This is a genomic window from Caballeronia sp. LZ001 (assembly GCF_031450875.1).
Classification (GTDB): Bacteria; Pseudomonadota; Gammaproteobacteria; order Burkholderiales; family Burkholderiaceae; genus Caballeronia.
In genome coordinates, this window is the sequence record NZ_JARTVX010000004.1 from 1,321,628 (window position 1) to 1,342,329 (window position 20,702).

The 20,702-nt window shown below is 62.9% G+C and carries 21 protein-coding genes and 3 riboswitches; of the genes, 12 read left to right on the forward strand and 9 right to left on the reverse strand.

From position 1 onward, the window contains the following. Positions 1–15: 15 nt before the first annotated feature. Positions 16–140: riboswitch (cobalamin riboswitch) on the forward strand. A gap of 35 nt (positions 141–175) precedes the next feature. Both P9292_RS16800 and P9292_RS16805 read left to right on the forward strand, forming a co-directional pair. Further along, the gene (locus P9292_RS16800) at positions 176–406 is read left to right on the forward strand and encodes a CbtB-domain containing protein (protein ID WP_250493651.1); all 231 of its coding nucleotides are present in this window, start codon (positions 176–178) and stop codon (positions 404–406) included. A 9-nt stretch (positions 407–415) separates the two neighbouring features. Next, positions 416–1,198, forward strand: a complete 783-nt coding sequence (locus tag P9292_RS16805; protein ID WP_309960175.1) for a CbtA family protein — start codon at positions 416–418, stop codon at positions 1,196–1,198. 61 nt (positions 1,199–1,259) lie between these two features. Here P9292_RS16805 and P9292_RS16810 read toward each other — a convergent pair whose 3' ends face one another. Genes P9292_RS16810 through P9292_RS16825 form a run of 4 tightly spaced genes read right to left on the reverse strand, consistent with a single transcriptional unit; the run spans position 1,260 to position 3,778 of the window. Further along, positions 1,260–1,496, reverse strand: a complete 237-nt coding sequence (locus P9292_RS16810) for a DUF1289 domain-containing protein (RefSeq protein ID WP_250510121.1) — start codon at positions 1,494–1,496, stop codon at positions 1,260–1,262. Continuing rightward, complete coding sequence (locus P9292_RS16815) at positions 1,493–2,794, reverse strand: cobyrinate a,c-diamide synthase (protein WP_309960178.1); 1,302 nt, start codon at positions 2,792–2,794, stop codon at positions 1,493–1,495. The genes P9292_RS16810 and P9292_RS16815 overlap by 4 nt, the downstream gene beginning before the upstream one ends. A gap of 4 nt (positions 2,795–2,798) precedes the next feature. Continuing rightward, positions 2,799–3,401, reverse strand: coding sequence for a cob(I)yrinic acid a,c-diamide adenosyltransferase (gene cobO, locus P9292_RS16820; protein WP_309960180.1), 603 nt, complete (start codon positions 3,399–3,401; stop codon positions 2,799–2,801). After that, positions 3,398–3,778, reverse strand: coding sequence for a cobalamin biosynthesis protein (locus tag P9292_RS16825; RefSeq protein WP_309960181.1), 381 nt, complete (start codon positions 3,776–3,778; stop codon positions 3,398–3,400). Before P9292_RS16825 ends, cobO begins: the two co-directional genes overlap by 4 nt. A gap of 116 nt (positions 3,779–3,894) precedes the next feature. Beyond that, a riboswitch (cobalamin riboswitch) is annotated at positions 3,895–4,146 on the forward strand. Positions 4,147–4,290: 144 nt separating this feature from the next. Between P9292_RS16825 and cobW the strand changes: the two genes are divergently transcribed. From cobW to P9292_RS16845, 4 genes are all read left to right on the forward strand, one after another. After that, positions 4,291–5,370 carry a cobalamin biosynthesis protein CobW gene (cobW, locus tag P9292_RS16830; protein WP_309960183.1) on the forward strand — a complete coding sequence of 360 codons (1,080 nt, stop codon included), beginning with the start codon at positions 4,291–4,293 and terminating at the stop codon, positions 5,368–5,370. A 3-nt stretch (positions 5,371–5,373) separates the two neighbouring features. Continuing rightward, positions 5,374–9,147 (forward strand): cobaltochelatase subunit CobN, encoded by a 3,774-nt coding sequence (gene cobN / locus P9292_RS16835; RefSeq protein WP_309960185.1) that lies wholly within the window; start codon positions 5,374–5,376, stop codon positions 9,145–9,147. Then, the gene (locus P9292_RS16840) at positions 9,144–10,154 is read left to right on the forward strand and encodes an ATP-binding protein (RefSeq protein WP_250467222.1); all 1,011 of its coding nucleotides are present in this window, start codon (positions 9,144–9,146) and stop codon (positions 10,152–10,154) included. Before cobN ends, P9292_RS16840 begins: the two co-directional genes overlap by 4 nt. A gap of 71 nt (positions 10,155–10,225) precedes the next feature. Then, complete coding sequence (locus P9292_RS16845) at positions 10,226–10,834, forward strand: VWA domain-containing protein (protein WP_309960189.1); 609 nt, start codon at positions 10,226–10,228, stop codon at positions 10,832–10,834. 10 nt (positions 10,835–10,844) lie between these two features. Here P9292_RS16845 and cobJ read toward each other — a convergent pair whose 3' ends face one another. From cobJ to cobG, 4 genes are read right to left on the reverse strand one after another with little or no spacing between them, the layout of a single operon-like run. Then, on the reverse strand, positions 10,845–12,497 hold the full coding sequence (cobJ, locus tag P9292_RS16850) for a precorrin-3B C(17)-methyltransferase (protein ID WP_309960191.1): 1,653 nt from the start codon (positions 12,495–12,497) through the stop codon (positions 10,845–10,847). Beyond that, positions 12,485–13,210 carry a precorrin-2 C(20)-methyltransferase gene (locus P9292_RS16855; RefSeq protein WP_244829500.1) on the reverse strand — a complete coding sequence of 242 codons (726 nt, stop codon included), beginning with the start codon at positions 13,208–13,210 and terminating at the stop codon, positions 12,485–12,487. The genes cobJ and P9292_RS16855 overlap by 13 nt, the downstream gene beginning before the upstream one ends. Next, positions 13,210–13,836: a precorrin-8X methylmutase gene (locus P9292_RS16860; RefSeq protein WP_250467213.1), complete on the reverse strand. Its 627-nt coding sequence runs from the start codon at positions 13,834–13,836 to the stop codon at positions 13,210–13,212. Before P9292_RS16860 ends, P9292_RS16855 begins: the two co-directional genes overlap by 1 nt. Then, positions 13,829–15,058 (reverse strand): precorrin-3B synthase, encoded by a 1,230-nt coding sequence (gene cobG / locus P9292_RS16865; protein ID WP_309960193.1) that lies wholly within the window; start codon positions 15,056–15,058, stop codon positions 13,829–13,831. Before cobG ends, P9292_RS16860 begins: the two co-directional genes overlap by 8 nt. Before the next feature lie 102 nt (positions 15,059–15,160). After that, positions 15,161–15,361: riboswitch (cobalamin riboswitch) on the reverse strand. A gap of 80 nt (positions 15,362–15,441) precedes the next feature. On the opposite strand from cobG, the gene cbiE reads away from it, so the two are divergent. The 6 genes from cbiE (at position 15,442) to P9292_RS16895 (ending at position 19,931) form a co-directional block, all read left to right on the forward strand. Beyond that, a complete protein-coding gene (gene cbiE / locus P9292_RS16870) occupies positions 15,442–16,644 on the forward strand; it encodes a precorrin-6y C5,15-methyltransferase (decarboxylating) subunit CbiE (protein WP_309960195.1) in 1,203 nt (400 codons plus the stop codon). Between the two features lie 24 nt (positions 16,645–16,668). Continuing rightward, entirely contained in the window at positions 16,669–17,757 is a 1,089-nt protein-coding gene (locus tag P9292_RS16875; protein WP_309964062.1) for a cobalt-precorrin-5B (C(1))-methyltransferase, read from the forward strand. Next, the gene (locus P9292_RS16880; protein ID WP_309960197.1) at positions 17,754–18,485 is read left to right on the forward strand and encodes a cobalt-precorrin-6A reductase; all 732 of its coding nucleotides are present in this window, start codon (positions 17,754–17,756) and stop codon (positions 18,483–18,485) included. Before P9292_RS16875 ends, P9292_RS16880 begins: the two co-directional genes overlap by 4 nt. Beyond that, positions 18,482–19,207 carry a precorrin-4 C(11)-methyltransferase gene (gene cobM / locus P9292_RS16885; protein WP_309960199.1) on the forward strand — a complete coding sequence of 242 codons (726 nt, stop codon included), beginning with the start codon at positions 18,482–18,484 and terminating at the stop codon, positions 19,205–19,207. The genes P9292_RS16880 and cobM overlap by 4 nt, the downstream gene beginning before the upstream one ends. A 6-nt stretch (positions 19,208–19,213) precedes the next feature. After that, a complete protein-coding gene (locus P9292_RS16890) occupies positions 19,214–19,612 on the forward strand; it encodes a DUF4186 domain-containing protein (protein WP_309848985.1) in 399 nt (132 codons plus the stop codon). A 91-nt stretch (positions 19,613–19,703) separates the two neighbouring features. Continuing rightward, positions 19,704–19,931 (forward strand): hypothetical protein, encoded by a 228-nt coding sequence (locus P9292_RS16895; protein ID WP_244829508.1) that lies wholly within the window; start codon positions 19,704–19,706, stop codon positions 19,929–19,931. A 4-nt stretch (positions 19,932–19,935) separates the two neighbouring features. On the opposite strand, the gene P9292_RS16900 is transcribed toward P9292_RS16895, so the two are convergent. Then, entirely contained in the window at positions 19,936–20,700 is a 765-nt protein-coding gene (locus P9292_RS16900; RefSeq protein WP_309960201.1) for a TerC family protein, read from the reverse strand. Positions 20,701–20,702 lie beyond the last annotated feature (2 nt).

Consider the following 20,702-nt stretch of genomic DNA (forward strand, 5'->3'; position numbering starts at 1 on the left):
TTGCCGGCAATCATCATAGAATGGCAAGCCTGCAGTGCGAGGAAGCCGGTGGAAGCCCGGCACGGTCGCGCCACTGTATGCGGTTCGCGCTAAGAGCGCGATGCCGCGAGTCAGACCCCGCTGCATGCTCTTCGTCTATCGGGACGCGCTTTTCCCTGGAGAAATTTCAATGAATATGTCCAACGCGCCGGCTTTTTCCGCTGGCATTGCAACGCCCGCTAACGATGCGCCGGTCCCCATTCCGGTGCGTGAGGTCCTTCCTTGGGCCGTTTTTATCGGCCTCGTTCTGCTGATCGCGATTTATTTCGTCGGCGCCGAGCAAGGTGCAACGTCCATTATCTCGGGCATGTACGTCCACGAATTCGTTCACGATGGCCGACACTTGCTCGGCTTTCCGTGCCACTGAGGACGAAGCATGATTCGCAACTTGCTTATACGCGGCATGGTCGCGGGACTCGTCGCGGGCCTGATCGGCTTTGGCTTTGCGCGCGGCTTCGGCGAACCTTCAGTTGCTCGGGCTATCGCGTTCGAGGAACAGCACGAGCATGCACAAGCGCCCGCACACGATCATCACGATGAAGCGGCGGCAGCGCAATCGCATAGTCACGGTGATGATGAAGAACTCGTTAGCCGGGACACGCAAGCGGGTTTGGGCTTACTAACGGGCGTGGTGGTGTTCGGCACGGCTTTAGGCGGTATTTTCTCGCTGATCTTTGCCTTGGCTTATGGGCGGCTCGGCTCGTTGCATGCGCGCGGAACGTCGGTTTTGCTTGCGCTCATTGGTTTCGTTAGCGTTGCGCTCGTGCCGTTCATCAAATATCCCCCAAACCCGCCCGCCGTGGGCAATGCCGAAACCATCGGTCCGCGTACGGCGCTTTTCTTCGGCATGGTGGCGATATCAATCGTCGGCGCGGTGTTCGCGGTCTATGCGCAGCGACGCTTGCAGGCGCGTCGCGGCAACTGGAACGCGGCGCTTATTGCGGCGGCTGGTTATGTCATCCTGATGGTTATCGCGCAAGTGGCACTGCCTTCTGTCGACGAAGTACCCGCCGACTTTTCCGCGTCGTTGTTGTGGAATTTCAGGCTGACTGCCGTCGGTATCCAGGCATTGATCTGGGCAACGCTTGGACTGCTCTTCGGCGCGCTTGCGTCACGTGAACTCGAGCGTCCGGCAGCGCGTCGCATGGCCGCTGCCTGAATCGAATGCTCGATGGGTATCAAAAGGCCCGCGTCGCTTGAGCACGAGCGCGGGCCTTCGTTCATTGCGAGGCCGCGCGCCGCTCAAGCAACTGGTCGAACAACGCGAGCTTCGCGTGATCGTCCATCGTTCTAAAGAATTTAATTTCCTCGCGGCTTCTAAAGCATCCCGCGCACAGGCCGCTCGATGCATCGAGCTTGCACACGCCGGTGCACGGCGAGCCGATTGGTTCCTGCGTGCTGGCGCGTTCGATCATCTCGGCGAGATCGCGTGGCCCGATTTCGGTCGATGTCGTCATAGCGCTTCGCCGCGAAAGAGCGTAGCCATTGCTGCAGGATTCGATGGCCAGTAAGCGTGCATGTAAGTGGCCGTTATCGCGCCATGACGATAAAGCGCTTCGCCCTGCGCACCTGTCGTTGCGTGCGTGGCTGTCGTGAAAGGCTGCATCGATGTCTTGAGCGTCGAATAGTGAAAGGTGTGGCCGGTGAGTGGACCGTGGGCGGTGTCGACTCGTTGCATCGCCAGCCGCGAAAGACGGCGTTGCATGGTGGCGTCGCCGGGAAGGGCGCTTAGCATTGAATGACGATTGCCTTCGACATCCGTCAGTGCGTCGAGCAGGTAGAGCATACCGCCGCATTCCGCGACTACCGCGCGATTGCGCGCGATATGTTCTTTTATCGAAGCGCGCGTGCACGCATTGGAAGCAAGCGTCGCGGCATGAAGCTCGGGATAGCCGCCGGGCAAGTAGAGCGCATCGACATGGGCGGGTACGGGCTCATCCGCTAGCGGGGAAAAATAGCTGACGCTTGCGCCCGATGCCTTTAGCAAATCGACATTCGCGGGATAAATAAATGAAAACGCGGCGTCCCGCGCGATCGCAATGTGCAATCCGTCGAGAAGACGCGGCGGTTCACTTAGCGTGATGTCGTCGTCGAAGCGAACGAGCGGCGGCAAATCGGCAAGCGTGGTCGCGGCAATGGCATCGGCGGCGCGGTCGAGACGCGCATCCAGGTCCGCCACTTCCCGCGCTTGAGTGAGGCCAAGGTGACGTTCGGGTAGCGCGATATCGTCCGCGTTCGAAAAATGACCGCAATAGCGCAGCCCTTCGGGGATGGCTTCGGCCAGCATCTGTGCATGGCGCGCAGACGCCACGCGATTTGCAAGCACGCCATGAAACGGCACATCGGGCCGATAACGCGCAAGTCCGAACGCAAGCGCGCCGAAGGTTTGCGCCATGCCATGCGCGCCGATTACCGCGAGCACGGGCACATTGAACGCAGCGGCGAGATCGGCGCTGCTCGGCGTGCCATCGAAGAGGCCCATTACGCCTTCGATCAAAATAAGGTCGGCTTCCTTGGCGGCCGCGGAAAGCATCGCGCGGCACGCTTCCAGTCCGACCATCCAAAGATGCAGCGAATAAACGGGCGACCCGCATGCCCGCTCGAGAATCATCGGATCGAGAAAATCCGGCCCGGTCTTGAAGACGCGCACGCGCCTGCCTTGCCGCGTGTGATGACGTGCAAGCGCGGCCGTCACCGTGGTCTTGCCTTGATGCGACGCGCTCGCGCCGATGAAGAGTGCGGGACAGTCTGCCATTGCGTCAGAACTCGACGCCGCGTTGCGCCTTGACGCCCTGCTCGCGATAAGGGTGCTTTACGAGGCGCATTTCGGTGACGAGATCGGCTATTTCTATAAGCTCATCGGCCGCGTGTCGTCCCGTCACGACGACATGCAGCATGGCCGGCCGTGCCTTGAGCACGCCGAGTATTTCCTCAAGCGGCAAATATTCGTACTTGAGCACGGCATTGAGCTCGTCCAGCACGACCATCTGATACTCGCCGCTTTGGATCATGCGTCGTGCTTCGTCCCATCCCTTGCGCGCCGTGGCGATGTCCGCCTCGCGATTTTGCGTGTTCCACGTATAGCCATCGCCCATCGTCACGAAATCGCAATGCGCGATTGCGCCAAGGAAATCGCGTTCCGACGTATGCAGCGCGCCTTTGATGAATTGCACCACGCCGAGTTTCATGCCGTGCCCGAGCACGCGCATGGCCATGCCGAATGCAGCGGTGGTCTTGCCTTTGCCGTTGCCGGTATTGACGATCAACAGGCCCTTTTCATGGTCGGCGGCGGCCTGCTTTTTCTCGTGGCCTTCCTTGCGCCGCTGGGTCATGCGCAAATGCGATTCGGTATCGGTTTTCATGCTTGCTTCTTCGATGGTGTCTCTGCAATAGCGACCGTCACGCCGCCCGCGATAGTCTTGTGCACGACGAGCCGGCCGCCGCTGGCAATGAGCGCGCAAGGCTCGCATACGCCGTCGACACTCAAATGCCGCCTCGCCTGCGATAAGAATTCCCCAGGCGCGCGCTCGATTTGATCGGCGCTAAAGAAATCCACGCGCAATTGATGACGCTCGCAAAATGCGAGCAATCCTGCTTCGTCTTTCTTAGCGTCGATGCTTGCCACGCTGACGATATCGGCAAATGCGAGCGTGCCAAGCGCACCACGCACAGCGCGTTCTATTGCTTCGGCGCTTACGCCGCGGCGGCAGCCGATGCCGATGACGAGCGCGGCGCTCATGCTAAACGAAGCCAATTCATGGAGGTCGACTTGAAAAGCCTTAAGGCGGAGGAAAGATACCATACCGGACGCTTAGGCAGGCACCATGCTTTCTTGACGCCTAACCCCGCTAGCCCTAGACTTTCAATAGTTCAGGTGCTCGCGCGCCAAGTCTTTAGCGCGCAGTTGAACGGGAAACAGGAAGCGCGCGTTCAGGCGAACGCAAGCCAACCTGTGCTGCCCCCGCAACGGTAAGCGAAAGCCACGCATGACATGCGCGGCAAGCCGGTTTCAAAGCCACTGTGCTAGGCGTTCAAAGCGTCCGGCGCGGGAAGGCGAAGCGGCTATTTTCGTCAGCCCGGATACCGGCCAGAATTACCGAAGGGATTTCCTTAGCCGCGGGGTTGCGGCGTATCCCCAGATCCACCGAGTCGTGCGCTTTTCCATGTCCATGCCGCTGCAAAGGTCGAATAGACCGCATCGCGCACACCATCACGCATAGGGCGCACGCATCAATCAAGCACGGAGCAACGATGCAAACGCGCAAGATCCCCGTCACGGTCGTGACCGGCTTCCTCGGCAGCGGCAAAACCACGCTGATGCGGCACATTCTTTCGAACGCGCAGGGCAAGCGCATTGCGGTCATCGTCAACGAGTTCGGCGAGCTCGGTATCGATGGAGAAATTCTCAAGGGCTGCGGTATCGGTTGCGACGACGAAGCAGGTTCCGCCGAACGCAATCTCTATGAACTCGCGAACGGTTGCTTGTGTTGCACCGTGCAGGAAGAGTTTTATCCGGTGATGGAGCAACTGCTTGAACGGCGCGACAGGATCGATCACGTGTTGATCGAAACGTCCGGGCTTGCCTTGCCCAAGCCGCTCGTGCAGGCCTTCAACTGGCCGTCCATCAAGAACGCCTTCACCGTGGACGCGGTCGTTACCGTGGTCGACGGTCCGGCTGCGGCAAGCGGTCAGTTCGCGGCAAATCCTATCGCCGTCGATGCGCAGCGCAAGGCCGATCCGAATCTCGATCACGAATCGCCGTTGCATGAGTTGTTTGAAGACCAACTGTCGTCGGCGGATCTCGTCATCGTCAACAAGACCGATCTCATGGATGCCGCCGCGTTGAGAAAGGTCGATGCGCTCGTGCGCCCCGAGATTCCGCCCGAAGTGAAGATCGTTCCCGCGCAGATGGGCAAACTCGACGTGCATGCGCTGCTCGGCTTGCAATCCGCATCGGAAGAGACCATTCATCTGCGGCACGACCATCATGGCTCGCCCGACGAAGACGGTCATGCGGATCATCATCACGACGAGTTCGATTCCGTGGTGGTCGCAGCGGATGTCGAGTCGCGCGAACAGCTGCTTGCGGCACTGCACGTGCTGGTGGAAAAGCACACGATTTACCGTGTGAAGGGCTTCGCGGCGTTGCCGGGTGCCGCCATGCGGCTCGTCGTGCAAGGCGTGGGGCGACGCTTCGACAGTTACTTCGACAGGCGCTGGAACGAGGGCGAGGCATCGAGTCGCTTCGTGCTTATCGGCGAGGACCTCGACCGCGAAACGCTGCAACGTGCCTTCGTTTCCGCGTTGCAGAACTTACCCGTGCAGGCCTGAGCGATGCATCTGCTGCGCACGACTCCGGGAGGCTTCGTCGACGACGCCGCAGGCGTGATGCGGATCGAGCAGACGCGCGCACCCATCGTCGTGCTCAGTTCGGCCGATACCACGCTCGCGCTGCTCGCAAGCGTCTTTCCGCGTCTCGGCCCCGGCTTTCCGGAAGTGCGGCTCGCAAATCAATCGTTCCTGCGCCAGAACGCTTCGGTCGACTTTTATGTCGACGACATTCTGCGTCATGCAAAGGTCGTCATCGTCGATCATCTCGGCGGCGAATCGTATTGGCCCTACGGTATCGAGCGTCTCGTCGCTTTGGCAAAGCGCGAAAAGCAAATGCTCGCCATGTTTTCGGGCGATCTTGCGGAAGACCCGAATCTCATCGGCAAGAGTACGGCCGATGCCGCGTTCTGCCGCGACCTGTCGCGCTATTTACGTGAAGGCGGCGCGCGCAATGCCGAAGAGTTTCTACGCGCCATTGCGCATCGCGCGTTCGGTTGGGGACGCGAAGCGCACGCGCCGAGCGCGTTGCCCGCGGTCGCGATCTATCACCCCGAGCGCGAAAGCGCTTCTAGCGACGATTGGCGCGAACGCTGGACCGAAGGCGCGCCGGTGGTTGCCATTCTTTTCTATCGCGCGCACCTTCAATCAGGCAACACCGCTGTGTTCGATGCATTCATCGAAGCGCTCGAACGCGAGGGCATGAATCCGCTGCCCATTGCGATTGCATCGCTCAAGGAAAGTCTGAGCCGCGAAGTAGTGGAGCGTTTGTGCGCGCAGCATGGTGCATCGCTCGTGCTCAATACCACGGCGTTCGCTGCGGGCGTGATCGGAGAAAGCGAAGCATTCGAAGTGGCCGGCGATGCGCCCGTGATGCAAGTGATCTTGAGCGGGGGCAATCGCGATGACTGGCAGAAGGACAATCAAGGCCTGAATTCGCGCGATGTCGCCATGCACGTGGCGCTCCCCGAGGTGGATGGCCGTATCATCACGCGAGCGGTGAGCTTCAAGGGGCTTGCTTATCGATGCCCGCATACGCAGGTCGACGTGGTGCGTTATAAAGCCGATACCGAGCGCCTGCGCTTCGTCGCCGAACTCAGCGCGCGCTGGTGCAAGCTCAGACATACGCCGAACGAGCGCAAGCGCATCGCGCTCGTCTTGGCGAATTATCCGGCGAGCGAAGGGCGCATTGGCAACGGCGTGGGACTGGACACGCCGGCATCGGCCATCAACATCTTGCAGTTGCTCGAGCGTGAAGGCTATCGCTTAGACCAGATTCCCGAACATGGCGATGCGCTCATCGAAGCGCTTACGCGAGGCGTGACGAACGACCCTGTCGTGCGCGATCTTCGCCCGGCCCTGCAAAGTCTTGCGCTCGAAGATTATCTCGATGCCTATCGCGCGTTGCCGCTGGATGCACGGCAAGCACTGGAAAATATATGGGGCGCGCCTGAAGACGATCCGACGATACGGCGCGGCCGCTTCATGATTGCAGGCTTGCGTTGCGGTGAAGTGTTCATCGGCATTCAGCCTTCGCGCTCGCGCGAGCGCAACGATTATGCGAGCTATCACGATGCCGAGCTCGTGCCGCCGCATGCGTATCTCGCGTTTTATTTTTGGTTGCGCTTGCGTTTCCAGGCCGATGCGCTCGTGCATGTCGGCAAGCATGGCAACCTCGAATGGCTGCCGGGCAAGAGCGTTGCGTTGTCGGCATCGTGCTGGCCCGATCTCATTCTCGGTCCCATGCCGCATCTCTATCCCTTCATCGTGAACGATCCGGGCGAGGGAAGTCAGGCCAAGCGTCGCGCGCAGGCGGTCATCATCGACCATCTGATGCCGCCGCTCACGCGAGCCGAAAACTATGGGCCGCTGCAGGATCTCGAACGACAAGTGGACGAATACTACGAAGCGCTCATGGTCGATACGCGCCGCGCGAAGCTGCTGCGCAAGTCCATCCTCGCGAACATCGTCGAGAACAGGTTGCATGAGGAACTCGGGCTCGACGCACCGCGCGACTTGCAAGGCGAAGACACGCTGCTTACGCGTGCCGATGCCTATCTGTGCGAACTCAAGGAAGCGCAGATACGCGATGGCTTGCATGTGTTCGGCGTATCGCCCGAAGGCGTGCAAAGGCGCGATACGCTGCTCGCATTGGGCCGTTTTCCGACCGGCGACGGACGCGGCGCGAATGCAAGTCTCATCACGGCCATGGCGCGCGATCTCGCGCTCGGTGAAGCGTTCGATCCGCTCGATGCCGACTGGGCGGCGCCATGGAATGGACCTCGCCCCGACGCGCTTCAAAACGCGGTCGACGCGCCTTGGCGGCATCATGGCGATACACGCGAACGCCTCGAATCGTTAGCATTGCAACTATTTCAAGGCGATGCCGAATCGCCGGGGCCGCAAACGACGCTGGTGCTCGAACGCTTGCAAGGCGATGTGCTCGCGCGTCTTGACGCGTGTGGTCCGCAAGAGCTCGAGCAACTGAAGCGCGGGCTTGAGGGCCGCTTCGTGCCGCCTGGTCCGAGCGGTTCTCCATCGCGCGGCAGACCGGACGTGTTGCCTACCGGACGCAATTTTTATTCGGTCGACACACGCGCATTGCCGACGCAGGCCGCATGGTCCATCGGCCTCAAGTCGGCCAATCTGCTGGTGGAAAGACACGTGCAGGATCACGGCGATTTCCCGCGCGCCATCGGCCTTTCCGTGTGGGGCACGGCGACCATGCGCACTGGCGGCGACGATATGGCCCAGGCGTTCGCACTGATCGGCGTACGGCCGAAGTGGGCGGCGGGAAGCAATCGCGTGACGGACTTCGAGATACTGCCAATCTCCATCTTCAACCGGCCGCGTATCGACGTTACCTTGCGCGTATCGGGGTTCTTTCGCGACGCCTTCGCCAATCTCATGCATCTTTTCGATGCGGCGGTGCAAGCCGTCGCCGAACTCGAAGACGAGTCCGAGGATATCAATCCGATTCGCGCGCGCGTCATGCGTGAGCGCGATGAACTGATCGGTCGCGGTATGAATGCGAAAGAAGCGCGGCAACGTGCAGGCTGGCGCGTGTTCAGCACAAAGCCGGGCGCGTATGGCGCGGGCTTGCAGGAACTGATCGATGCGAAGCAATGGCAGAGCGACGCCGATCTCTCGGCCGCGTATCAAAGCACGGGAGGCTATGCGTATTCGCAGGCGCAAGACGGCGTGGATGCGCGAGCGAGCTTCGGCACGCGGCTTTCCGCGCTCGATGTCGTGCTTCAGAATCAAGATAACCGCGAGCACGATCTGCTGGACTCGAACGACTACCATCAGTTTCAGGGCGGCATGGTCGCGGCCGTGCGTTATCTTTCGGGCCTGCAACCGCAGGCGTATAACGCGGATCATAGCAATCCCGCCGCGCCGCGCGTGCGGACCTTGAACGAAGAGATTGCACGCGTGGTGCGCTCGCGCGTGGTCAATCCAAAATGGATCGACGGCGTCAAGCGTCACGGCTACAAAGGCGCATCCGAACTCGCTGCAACGGTGGATTATCTTTATGGATACGACGCCACGGCGCGCGTCGTATCGGATCATCAATACGCGCTCGTTACCGACGCTTACGTGAACGACGCAGACACGCGCGAGTTCATCACGCAGCACAATCCACACGCGCTCCAATCGATATGCGAGCGTCTGCTCGAAGCCATGGAGCGCGGTTTATGGCAAGAGCCGGGCGGCTATCGCGCTGACGTGACGCGCCATTTGCTCGATGTCGAACTGCAACTCGAAGGCCGACAGACTTGAACCCGAACGACGCTGATTTTCCGGTGTTTCCCTTTACCGCGCTCGTCGGGCAGGAGGCCTTGCAGCAGGCGCTCGTGCTCGCGGCTATCGATCCGGCGCTTGGCGGCGTGCTCGTCAGCGGCCCACGCGGAACGGCGAAGTCCACTGCCGCACGCGCGCTTGCCGAGCTATTGCCCGAAGGCCGGCTCGTCACGCTGCCGCTCGGCGCAAGCGAAGAGCAGTTGATCGGCACGCTCGATATTCAAAGCGCCTTGCGCGACGGCGGCGTGACCTTTTCGCCGGGCTTGCTTGCAAAAGCGCATCTCGGCGTGCTCTATGTCGATGAAGTGAATCTGCTGCCCAACCCGCTCGTCGATCAGTTGCTGGATGTCGCAGCAAGCGGCGTGAACGTCATCGAGCGCGATGGTATTTCGCATCGGCATGAAGCGCGTTTCGTATTGATCGGCACGATGAATCCCGAAGAAGGCGAATTGCGTCCGCAATTGCTCGATCGCTTCGGGCTCGCGGTCGAATTGAACAATTGCTTCGATGCGAGCGTGCGGCAACGGATCGTCAGGGCGCGGCTCGCGTTCGATATGGATGCTGAAGCATTCTGCGCACGCCATGCCGACGCACAGTCCGCGCTAGCAGAACGCATTCATGCAGCACGTGCCGTGCTATTCGCGCTCGATCCGGACGACGCGGTGCATGCGCGCGTGAGCGCGCTTTGCATCGCCGCCCACGTGGATGGCTTGCGCGCCGATCTCGTGATGCTGCGTGCGGCGAGAGCGCTCGCGGCATTCGAAGGCGCGAGCAACGTGCAGACGCTTCATGTCGATCGCGTGGCCGACGCCGTGCTGAAGCATCGACGACGCGAGGCCGATGCATCGCAAGGCGAAGCGCCGCAGCAGCCCGCCCCGCGCGATAACGGCAGCACGAATGAAAGCGATTGGGGCTACATGCCGCCCGAGCCAGCAGGCACGGCGAAGGTCAAGCAAGTCAGACCGCTTGCCGCAAAAAAAGCCTGAGCCATCGGAGACACGAAGCGGATGCTCAAGAGCATCGTCTTCGATGGCGTGAAGCGCGGGCACGCGGTCGCATGACCGGTCGCGAAGGCGATGAAAGCACCACGCTCGACTGGATATCGACGCTACGCGCGAAACGTGCCGAGCGTCTCGATGCACGGCATCTTCGCTATCGACGTGTGCAGGGCGAAGCGGCGTCGTTGCATTGCTTTCTTCTCGATTGCTCGGGATCGATGCTCACGGGTGAACGGCTCGCGCGTGCCAAGGGCTTGTTGATTGCGTTGTTCGATCGGGCTTATCGTGAGCGTGCGGAAATTGCGCTCGTATGTTTCGGTGGCGGGCGTGCGGAAGTGCGTCGTCAGCCGGGCGCCGCGCATTGGTGGAACGAGCGCTGGGTGAGGCCTATCGGTGGCGGTGGTGGCACGCCGCTGGCGTTGGGTCTTTCGAGTGCGCAGACCGTGCTTGCACGAGCCGCGCGTCGAAGACCCGCGCAGCGTCGCTGGCTATGGGTGCTGACCGATGGCCGCACGAACGAGACGCCCGCGCCGCCGCAGTGCGCGGACCGCGTCGTGCTGGTGGACTTCGATGAAGGGCAATTCGGAGTCGGGCAAGCGAGCACGTTGGCGCTACGCTGGGCGGCGGAGTACTTTCATGCGAGCGAACTGAGCGCGGACTTGCGATAGCCTGCGCGTGTCATTCATACCATCGCGGCGTATAAACCCATGCGCCATCGCCGATCACGCGCGTGGTCGATGATCCGACGATCACCATCGTTCGCATGTCCACCATCGTGCTGTCCAACTCGCCAAGCGTCATGATGCGAAGCGTCTCGCCCGCGCGTCCCACATCGCGCCCGAGCACGACGGGCGTTTTGGCATCGCGATGCTGCTTCACGATTTCGATCGCGCGATCGAATTGCCAGGGCCGTGCCTTCGATAGTGGGTTGTAGAACGCAATGACGAAATCGGCCTGACCCGCATGCGCAATGCGTTTCTCGATGACGCCCCACGGCTTCAAATTGTCCGATAGCGACAAAACGCAGAAGTCATGGCCGAGCGGTGCGCCCGCACGCGCCGCCGTGGCAAGCGACGCCGATACGCCCGGCACGATCTCGAGTTTCACGGCATGCCATGACGCGTTCGCTTCCTTGTCGAGTGCTTCGAGCACGGCTGCCGCCATGGCGAACACGCCCGGATCGCCCGACGATACGACCACGACCCTGCGTCCCTCGCTTGCCAGTTCGAACGCATGTCGCGCGCGCTGCAACTCTTCGCGATTGTCCGTCATATGCGCGCGTTGATCGGCGCGAAACGGGCCTGCCATGCGCACGTAGGTTTCGTAACCGAGCACGTCTTCTGCGGCACGAAGCGCGGCTTTCGCGGCGGGCGTCATCATCTCGGAGCTGCCGGGACCGAGACCGATCACGGTCAACCTGCCGCGTGCACGGCCTATCGCCTGCGCATCGACGGGCGCGTTCGCGACGTGCAATGCAACGTCGCCGTTATGCGAAACGTCGAAAGGCGGGGCGTAGCTGAAACGCAATGGCACGTCGAGCGCTTGCGCGGCATCGGCGAGACGTTGCGATGTCATTGCGTGCGTGGGCGCGACCAGCACAGCGAGTGCGAGCGGCGCGAGGCTTCGTGCTTGAAGTGTCTTGCGTACGCATTCGGCTACATCGCCGTTCGTCGCGTCGTCTTCGATCCATGCAATCACACAACGTGGATGAATCACGAGACTGTGTTCATCGTGGGCGCTTTCGGGCGTGATGCGGATGGCGCGCAACGCATCGTCGGCGCGAGGAAGGGCTGCCTGATCGAGCCACGGTGCGTGGCCTTCCACGCGCGTCGTTGCTCCGCCAAGCAAGTCGGACACGAAGCGCTTGCCGCGTTCGATATCCGCCAGTACGTAGCCTTCGGGCGGCGCAAGCAGACATTGACCGAAGCGTAATTCGCCGCTCGTCGTGATGGCCGGTACGATACCGAGCATCTGGCCGATATCACGCGCAAGCATGTTCACGCCGCTCATGCCGCCGAGCAGCGGCACGACCGCGCTGCCGTCCTGCGCGACAGCGAGCACCGGCGGCTCCGCGCCCTTATCCGCAAGCGACGCTGCCAGCGCGCGAATTACGATGCCTGCTGAACACAGTGCGACGATTGGCGAGCCTGCCGCGTAGAGTGCCCGCACGTGCGCGCCGAAGTCGTCGAAGGAGACGTCCACGTTCACGCGACTAGCGAGTCCATGAACGAGCGATCCCGGACGACACGCCTGAATCTTGCGCGCGATAGTCAGCGCACCGTTGCCGAGCACGACGATGGCAAGCGGCTTCGCTAAGTCTATGCGCTCCATTTCGTCCCCGGCACGACCAACAGCGAGAAGTAGGGCGATGCCATTGGATCGACTTCGTTCAGCGGCACGATGCGTTGATTCGCCATCGTCGCGCGTTCCACATACAACGCGCGTTTGTCGAGCCCGAGTTCCGCCAGCACACGACGCACTTTGTCGAAGTTGCGGCCGAGCTTCATAATGACGGCGGCATCGCTCGTCGCCAGCTTTCGTTTTAGTTCGGCTTCCGAAAGAACGCCCGATAGCACCGCAAGGCTCTGATTACGATAAACCAGTGGCACGCCAAGCACTGCGACGCCGCCCAGCATCGAACAGACGCCGGGCACGACTTCTGCCTCGAAGCGCGCGGCAAGGCGATCGTGCAGATACATGTACGAGCCGTAGAAGAACGGATCGCCTTCGCAGATCACCGCCACGTCGCGGCCGGCTTCGAGATGATCCGCAATGGCGAGCGCGCATTCATCGTAGAACGCGCTGATGATCGTCTCGTAGCAAAGCGGCGGTTCGAGCGCTTCCGTCGTCACGGGATAGACGAGCGGCAAGCGCGTCTGCGTGTCTTCGAGATGAGATTCGATGATGCCGAACGCGTTGCCCTTCTTCCCCTTCGCGACAAAATACGCGACCACGGGCGCCGCCTTGAGCAGCTTCAACGCCTTCACCGTGATGAGATCGGGATCGCCCGGACCGACGCCCAGACCATGGAGTCTTCCGCTCATCACTCGGCCTCCGATGCGAGCGCATTCACGGCGGCCGCCGCCATCGCGCTGCCGCCGCGTCGTCCGAGCAACGCGACGAAAGGAATGCCACGGCTGTCGGCGGCAAGCATGGCTTTCGATTCCGCCGCGCCTATAAAGCCCACCGGAAAGCCGAGAATGAGCGCGGGCTTCGGTGCGCCGTCGTCGATCATGTCGAGTAGATGAAAGAGCGCAGTGGGCGCATTGCCGATTGCGACGATCGCACCCGCAAGATCGGGCCGCCATAGTTCGAGTGCGGCAGCGGAGCGCGTGTTGTGCATCGCACGGGCGCGTTCCGGCACGGAGGCATCGCCGAGCGTGCAGATCACGCGATTATTCGCGGGAAGGCGCGCGCGCGTGATGCCTTCGGCGACCATGCGCGCATCGCAGAGAATGGGCGCGCCGCTCACGAGCGCTTCACGGCCCGCGATACCGGCATCGGACGAGAAGCGCAGGTCATCGACGATATCGATCATGCCGCACGCATGAATCAGCCGCACGGCGAGCTTTTCGAGGTTGGCGGGAATGGCGGCGAGGTCGGCTTCGGCGCGAATCGTCGCGAACGATTGCCGGTAAATCTCCGCACCGTCGCGGATATAGTCAGACATCGGCATGACTCCGGGCGAGCCATGCGGCCGCCTCTTCGATGAGGAGGTTATGGGCGATCACGTGTGTGCCTCGATGCACGTCGTAGCGGCCGGGCGCAACGGCAACGAGCGTGTTTTCGACGGGATGCGCCGCCGCACAAAAGCGCTCGCAGCCGCTCAGATGCGCGTGCGCATGCTCGGGCAGCAAGGCGGCTAATCGATGCGCGTCCGCTTTCGTATCGGCACGGCTTTTCGCGCAGCCCGAAGAACCCGCGCATGCGATCAGACGCGTGAACGGATCGCGTGGATCGGTGGCGAGGCCAAGCGCGCGAAGGGCGTCGACGACATGCGTCATGCGATTCGCGTGCACGTCCGGCAGCAACACGCTTTGCCAGGGCGTCATCACGACGCGTTCTTCGGCGAGATCGGCGATTGCGTGAAGCGTATTAGCATCGAGGCGGCCGAGCGGCGCTTGCGCGCCGACATAGTCCGCATGCGCGCCGAGTCGTAACGTTGCATTGGAAGGCGCGCGACGCCATGACTGAAGTGCGGCGTCGTGCTGTGTTTCGAAGTCGAGGGCATGGAGAAAGCCCGCTATTCCAACGCGTGCGAGCACATCGCGCATGCGGTGTTCTTCCACCGATGCCAGTGCCAGAAACGCCTGCAGCACGGCCAGGATGAAGCGCTTCGCGTCGTCACGGGCGATCGCGCCCGAGGCAGGCGCATGTTCCTCACGATGCGGCATCGATCCTGCGAAGCCGAATGCGAAGCGCGCGCCATTGTCCAGCGCCGAAAGCCAAAGATCGTGCGGATGATCGAGCATCGCAAGCGTTTCGCCATCGTCGATCTGCAACGCGAACTTCGGCGACAACGCGTGCAACGCGGCATCGGCCTGCATGCTTTCGACGATATCCGCTGCAAGCGCACGCGTTCCCGTGCTCGCAAGCGGGCTCAGCATGACGTTTCGGATATCGTCGGCGCCGGCCGTGGTCGGACCGAGGCCCGCCGCGAGCACGATGTCGATGAGTTCCGCGTGGGCGTCGTCGCGAATGCCGCGCAGTTGCAGATTGGCGCGATTGGTCACTTCGATCGTGCCGGAACCGCAGCGCTCGGCGGCGTGCGCCACGGCATGCGCGGCTTCGCGACGCAACTCGCCACCGGCAAGACGCACGCGCGCAAGGGCGCCATCGCGTGCGGGCACGATACGCATGAGGCCGGGACAGGCCGAAGACCGAGGCGGCAAGAACGATTCCAAAAGCTCGACCGTATGCTCAAGCGCTTGAGTTGCGAACCGGTACACCCCGCCCGGCAGGCTACGCGCAATTGCGTTGAATAGCGTTGAATAGCAGTGAATGCTTACGTCGGCAGGTCTCTTGGCTGGCAGGTCGACATTCGCGCTAGCCTTCCCGGTAAAAACCAGTGGCAGTGGAGCGCGGACTCGCTGCGTACAATTGCGGGGGCAGCCACAGTTTTGCTGTGTTCCCTGTTAGGCCATGAGGCTCGATACCGATCGAACCCTTCAGGCACCGACGAACGCGCTATTATGCCCGCTTTTATCGACCATCAGACCGCTTCCCGCCTTGCGCGGGTGCTTCAAACGCGGAATTCGCCCGTAGGAGGCCGCACATGTCGAACTGGCTGACCGTCGTGGGTATCGGCGAGGACGGCTGGCATGGGCTTGGCCGCGAGGCGCGGCGCGCGCTCTTCGAAGCACGGTCGATCCACGGCGGCGAACGTCACCTCGCGTTTCTGCCGGCGCGTATCGCGGCGCGCCGCGTGCCATGGCCAAGCCCGTTTTCCGTCGATGCCGTGCTCGCCGAGCGCGGCGTCCAAACATGCGTGCTTGCGAGCGGCGACCCTATGTTCTTCGGCGTCGGCGCCACGCTTGCGCGCGAATTATCCACGGAAGAAATGCGCGTCATGCCCGCGCCTTCGTCGCTGTCGCTGGCGGCGGCGCGCTTGGGCTGGCCGTTGCAGGACGCGCAATGCGTGTCGCTCGTCGGGCGGCCGGTGGCGTCCCTGCTCGCGCATGTGTTTCGCGGCGGACGTCTGCTCGTCCTGAGCGCCGATGGCGCGACGCCCGCCGCCGTCACGCAGCTTCTCACGCTGCATGGTTTCGGCGCGAGCCGCGTGACGGTGTTCGAGCATCTGGGCGGCACGAATGAACGCCGGTTCGACGAACGTGCGGACGACTGGCGCGAGCCGCGCGTGGCGGCGCTCAATCTCATGGCGATCGAATGCCGCACGCATGCGGGCCACGCGGGGCCATCGCTCACGCCGGGTCTTGCCGACGACGCGTATCGGCACGACGGCCAGCTCACCAAGCGCGATGTACGCGCCGTGACGCTCGCACGTCTCGCGCCGCAACCGGACGAATTGCTGTGGGATGTCGGCGCGGGTTGCGGGTCCATCGGTATCGAGTGGATGCGCGCGCATCCCGCTTGCCGCGCGATTGCAATCGAAGCGAACGAAGGGCGGCAGCGTCTCATCGAACATAACCGCGATGCGCTCGGCGTGCCTGCGCTGCAACTCGTCAAGGGCGAGGCGCCCGGCGCGCTCGACGGTTTGAGCGCGCCGGATGCCGTGTTCATCGGCGGCGGCGTGACCGTGCCGGGTCTCCTCGATGCGTGCTGGGCGCGCGTGCGGCAGGGCGGTCGGCTGATCGTCAACGCCGTGACCTTGCAGAGCGAAGCGGCGCTCGTTGCATGGCGCGCGGAGCATGGCGGCGAGCTGACGCGGATCGGCATCGCACGGGCCGAGCCGCTCGGCAGTTTCGATACGTGGCGGCAAGCGCTGCCGATCACGCTTCTGCACGCGAAGAAGCCATGAGCTCGCCGGCGGATGACCATCCCGATGCGTGACGAAACGCCCGAACAGTCCGCGCCGCTCAGAAGCGGCTACACGACGGGAAGCTGCGCGACCGTGACGAGTCTCGCGGCCGCGCGCCTTTTGTTGCTCGGCGAGCCGAGCGAGCGCGCGGAGATCGTGCTGCCGAAGGGCCAGTCCGTGACCATGCCGCTCGCGTTCTGCCGTCTTGCCGGCGATGCAGCGGAAGCGGGCGTCATCAAGGATGCCGGCGACGATCCCGATGTCACGCATGGCGCGCTCGTCATAGCTCGCGTGCGGCTTGCGGCGCGGCATGGCGTACGCTTTCATGCGGGGCCGGGCGTTGGCACCGTGACGCGCGCGGGCCTTGCGTTGCCGATCGGCGAGCCGGCCATCAACCCCGTTCCCCGCAAAATGATGAGCGAGCATCTCGAAGCACTCGCCACGCAAGCGGGTTATGCGGGCGGTTTCGACGTGAGCATCGGCGTGGAGAATGGCGAGGCGCTTGCGCTCAAGACGATGAATCCGCGGCTCGGCATTATCGGCGGACTGTCGATACTCGGGACCACCGGCATCGTCCGGCCGTTTTCGTGTGCGGCTTATATCGCGTCGATCCATCAGGGGATCGATGTCGCGCGCGCCAATGGCGTGCAACATATCGCGGCGTGCACCGGCAATCAGAGCGAGGACGCCATGCGCGCGCGTTACGGCTTGCCGGATATGGCGCTCATCGAAATGGGCGATTTCGCGGGCGCGGTTTTGAAGCACTTGCGCCGCGCGCCGGTCGAAAAACTCAGTGTTTGCGGCGGCTTCGGCAAACTCAGCAAGCTCGCGGCGGGACATATGGATCTGCACAGCCGCACGTCGAGTATCGACTTGCCGCTTCTCGCCACCTGGGCCGCCGATGCTGGCGCGAGCATCACGTTGCAGCACGCGATTCGCGCGGCCAACACGAGTCAGGAGGCGCTTAAGCTGACGCGTGGCGAAGGCATCGCGCTCGGCGATATCGTCTGCGCGCGGGCCCGCGAAGTGGCGCTCGACGTCGTGCCGCAAGGCATCGTCGTGGAGACTTTCGCCATCGACAGGCAAGGGCAAATCGTCGGGAGCGCGCAATGAAGCGCGTGCTATTGCTCGGCGGCACCGGCGACGCGCTCGTCATCGCGCGCAAGCTGGGCACGTCGCATGTCTACAGTCTCGCGGGGCTCGGGCGTGTGCCGACGGATCTCGCATGTGAGGTTCGCGTCGGCGGTTTTGGCGGCGTGGCGGGTCTGGCAACGTATCTGCGTGAAGATGACATCGCGCTCGTGCTCGATGCCACGCATCCCTACGCCGCGCAGATGAGCCGTCATGCACGCGAAGCGTGTACGCTCGTTGGCGTGCCCTTGTGGGCCGTGCGTCGTCCGGCATGGCAACCGCGAGCAGGCGACATCTGGCGCGAGGCGCGCGATTGGCCAGGCGTCGTCGATGCGATCGCGGCCTATGAAAAGCCGTTATTCACGCTCGGACGCGAGCCGCTTGCGCATCTTGACGAGATACCCGCGTCGCAATTCTGGACTGTCCGTTGTCTCGACCCGCACGAAGGCAACGCGCGTGCGCGGATCGTCGATGCGCGCGGGCCGTTCAGTATCGAAGGCGAGCGCGCGTTGTTCGATGCGGCGCGTATCGATGTCGTCGTCAGCAAAAACAGCGGCGGCCGCGCGACCGAAGCGAAGCTCGCGGTGGCGCGCGAACGCGGCTTGCCCGTCGTGATGCTTGCGCGGCCCGCGCTTCCCGAAGCCGATCGCGCATTCGACGATCCGGCAAGCGCGCTCGATGCACTCACAACCGAACTTCCTCTTCCATGACCGTCTATTTCATCGGCGCCGGACCGGGCGACCCGGAACTCATCACCGTGAAGGGCCAGCGGCTCATCCGCTCGTGTCCGGTGATTCTTTATGCGGGCTCGCTCGTGCCCGACGAAGTGTTGAGCGGGCATCGGGCGACGCGTGTCGTGAACACGGCGGAACTCGATCTCGATGCGATCGTCGCGTTGCTCGAAAACGCGCACGCGCGGGGAGAAGACGTGGCGCGCGTGCATTCCGGCGACCCTTCGCTTTACGGCGCGACAGGCGAGCAGATGCGCCGTCTCGATACACTCGCGATTCCTTATGAGATCGTGCCGGGCGTGACGGCGACGGCGGCATCGGCGGCGGCGCTCAAACGCGAACTCACCTTGCCGGGCATCTCGCAGACCGTGATTCTCACGCGCTATGCCGCGAAAACGTCGATGCCCGAAGGCGAATCGCTCGCGGATCTGGCGCGTCATCGTGCGACGCTCGCCATTCATCTTGGCGTGCGGCATATCGAGCGTATTGTCGACGATCTGCTGCCGCATTACGGCGCGGATTGTCCTGTCGCCGTGGTGTTTCGCGCGAGTTGGCCGGATGAAACGCGCGTGGAAGGCACGCTTGCGGATATCGCGGTGAAGGTGCGGGCGGTTGGTCTGCAACGCACGGCGCTGATTCTCGTGGGCCGTGTGCTCGACGCCCAAGGTTTCGCCGATTCCACGCTCTACGGCAAGGAATGAAGGTCAATGCGCGATCTCGACGCCGTCTTCGCCTCGCTCGCGAAATCCGCGTTTCGCAGGCGTTTTGCGTTGGGTGTGCGGGAAGGGCGCTATCTGCGCGAACGCGGGGTGGAAGCGGTGGTCGCGCAGGCGCACGAGCTGATCGCGAAGCGCCTTGCGCCGCAAGCGCCGCTCAACGATGGCAAGCAGACGCCGTTTCGCGGGCATCCGGTGTTCATCGCGCAGCACGCGACGGCGACGTGCTGCCGCGGTTGTCTGGCGAAATGGCACGACATCGCGGCGGGCAAGGTACTCGATGAAACCGAACGTCGGCATGTCGTCGACGCGATCGATCGCTGGCTGCGCGCGCAGCCATTGCCGGAGATCGCGGTTGTTGAAAAGCGGCAGGGTGAGTTGCCGTTTTGAGGCATGGCTTATAACGCCCCCGCCGTGCAAGCGCGACGCCACCAGACCTGCTGAGCCTCAAGTCTCCATCGCCAATGCCGATAAGCACGGCATGGACAATTTCGACTTCGGCCCGGCGAAGGGGCCGCTCATCGCATCGATCGTGGCGCCCGCGAAAGCTTTGCTGAGCGCGCACAACGTCATCCGCAAGGCGCGCGGCGAACCGCCATTCACCGACGACGTGAAGGCATTCGCCGCATGGGTCGACCGAGGCGAACCCGAGGAGCCCGCGATGGCGCCCGTTCTATGCCGCCTGATCCGCGACGGCTACACGAGCTGATGCATCAATTCTCGACGCGTCGGTTCCGAGCCGGATCGGACTTCCGCTTCGCCCGCCGCGCCAGCATGTTGAGCGCTTCGACGAGCGCGGAGAACGCCATCGCCGCATAGATATAGCCTTTCGGCACGTGCGAGCCGAATCCTTCCGCGATCAGCGTCATCCCGATCACGAGCAAGAAGCCGAGCGCCAGCATCACGATAGTCGGATTGCGTTCGATGAACCGCGAAAGCGGCCCCGCCGCGAACAGCATGACCGCGACCGCCGCGATCACGGCAACGAACATGATCGGAATGTGTTCCGTCATGCCGACCGCCGTCACGATACTGTCGATGGAAAACACCAGATCGAGCAGCAGAATCTGGCCGATCGCCGACAACGGTGTGAGGCGCGCGCCCGCATTCGCGCCAGCGTGATCGTCGGCGTCGTGCGTGACGTGATGGCGGATTTCCGTGGTCGCCTTCCACACGAGAAAAACGCCGCCCGCGATCAGGATCAGGTCGCGCCACGAGAAGCCGTGCCCGAACGCCTCGAAGATCGGCGCGGTGAGGCGCACGATCAGCGCGACCGTGCCGAGCAAACCGAGCCGCATCACGAGCGCGAGCCCGATGCCGATGCGTTGCGTGCGCTCCCGATGCGCCTCGGGCAGCTTGTTGGTCAGGATCGAGATGAAGATCAGGTTGTCGATGCCAAGCACCACTTCCATGACGACGAGCGTCGCGAGAGCGGCCCAGGCGGCGGGATCGGTCAGCAGTGTGGCGAGGTAGTCCATGC

Bases quoted from the DNA above. Each gene is read 5' to 3' on its own strand.
- P9292_RS16800 (WP_250493651.1), top strand. From the start codon at position 176: ATGTCCAACGCGCCGGCTTTTTCCGCTGGCATTGCAACGCCCGCTAAC.
- P9292_RS16805 (WP_309960175.1), top strand. From the start codon at position 416: ATGATTCGCAACTTGCTTATACGCGGCATGGTCGCGGGACTCGTCGCG.
- P9292_RS16810 (WP_250510121.1), bottom strand. From the start codon at position 1,496: ATGACGACATCGACCGAAATCGGGCCACGCGATCTCGCCGAGATGATC.
- P9292_RS16815 (WP_309960178.1), bottom strand. From the start codon at position 2,794: ATGGCAGACTGTCCCGCACTCTTCATCGGCGCGAGCGCGTCGCATCAA.
- cobO (WP_309960180.1), bottom strand. From the start codon at position 3,401: ATGAAAACCGATACCGAATCGCATTTGCGCATGACCCAGCGGCGCAAG.
- P9292_RS16825 (WP_309960181.1), bottom strand. From the start codon at position 3,778: ATGAGCGCCGCGCTCGTCATCGGCATCGGCTGCCGCCGCGGCGTAAGC.
- cobW (WP_309960183.1), top strand. From the start codon at position 4,291: ATGCAAACGCGCAAGATCCCCGTCACGGTCGTGACCGGCTTCCTCGGC.
- cobN (WP_309960185.1), top strand. From the start codon at position 5,374: ATGCATCTGCTGCGCACGACTCCGGGAGGCTTCGTCGACGACGCCGCA.
- P9292_RS16845 (WP_309960189.1), top strand. From the start codon at position 10,226: ATGACCGGTCGCGAAGGCGATGAAAGCACCACGCTCGACTGGATATCG.
- cobJ (WP_309960191.1), bottom strand. From the start codon at position 12,497: ATGGAGCGCATAGACTTAGCGAAGCCGCTTGCCATCGTCGTGCTCGGC.
- P9292_RS16855 (WP_244829500.1), bottom strand. From the start codon at position 13,210: ATGAGCGGAAGACTCCATGGTCTGGGCGTCGGTCCGGGCGATCCCGAT.
- P9292_RS16860 (WP_250467213.1), bottom strand. From the start codon at position 13,836: ATGTCTGACTATATCCGCGACGGTGCGGAGATTTACCGGCAATCGTTC.
- cbiE (WP_309960195.1), top strand. From the start codon at position 15,442: ATGTCGAACTGGCTGACCGTCGTGGGTATCGGCGAGGACGGCTGGCAT.
- P9292_RS16875 (WP_309964062.1), top strand. From the start codon at position 16,669: ATGCGTGACGAAACGCCCGAACAGTCCGCGCCGCTCAGAAGCGGCTAC.
- P9292_RS16880 (WP_309960197.1), top strand. From the start codon at position 17,754: ATGAAGCGCGTGCTATTGCTCGGCGGCACCGGCGACGCGCTCGTCATC.
- cobM (WP_309960199.1), top strand. From the start codon at position 18,482: ATGACCGTCTATTTCATCGGCGCCGGACCGGGCGACCCGGAACTCATC.
- P9292_RS16890 (WP_309848985.1), top strand. From the start codon at position 19,214: ATGCGCGATCTCGACGCCGTCTTCGCCTCGCTCGCGAAATCCGCGTTT.
- P9292_RS16895 (WP_244829508.1), top strand. From the start codon at position 19,704: ATGGACAATTTCGACTTCGGCCCGGCGAAGGGGCCGCTCATCGCATCG.
- P9292_RS16900 (WP_309960201.1), bottom strand. From the start codon at position 20,700: ATGGACTACCTCGCCACACTGCTGACCGATCCCGCCGCCTGGGCCGCT.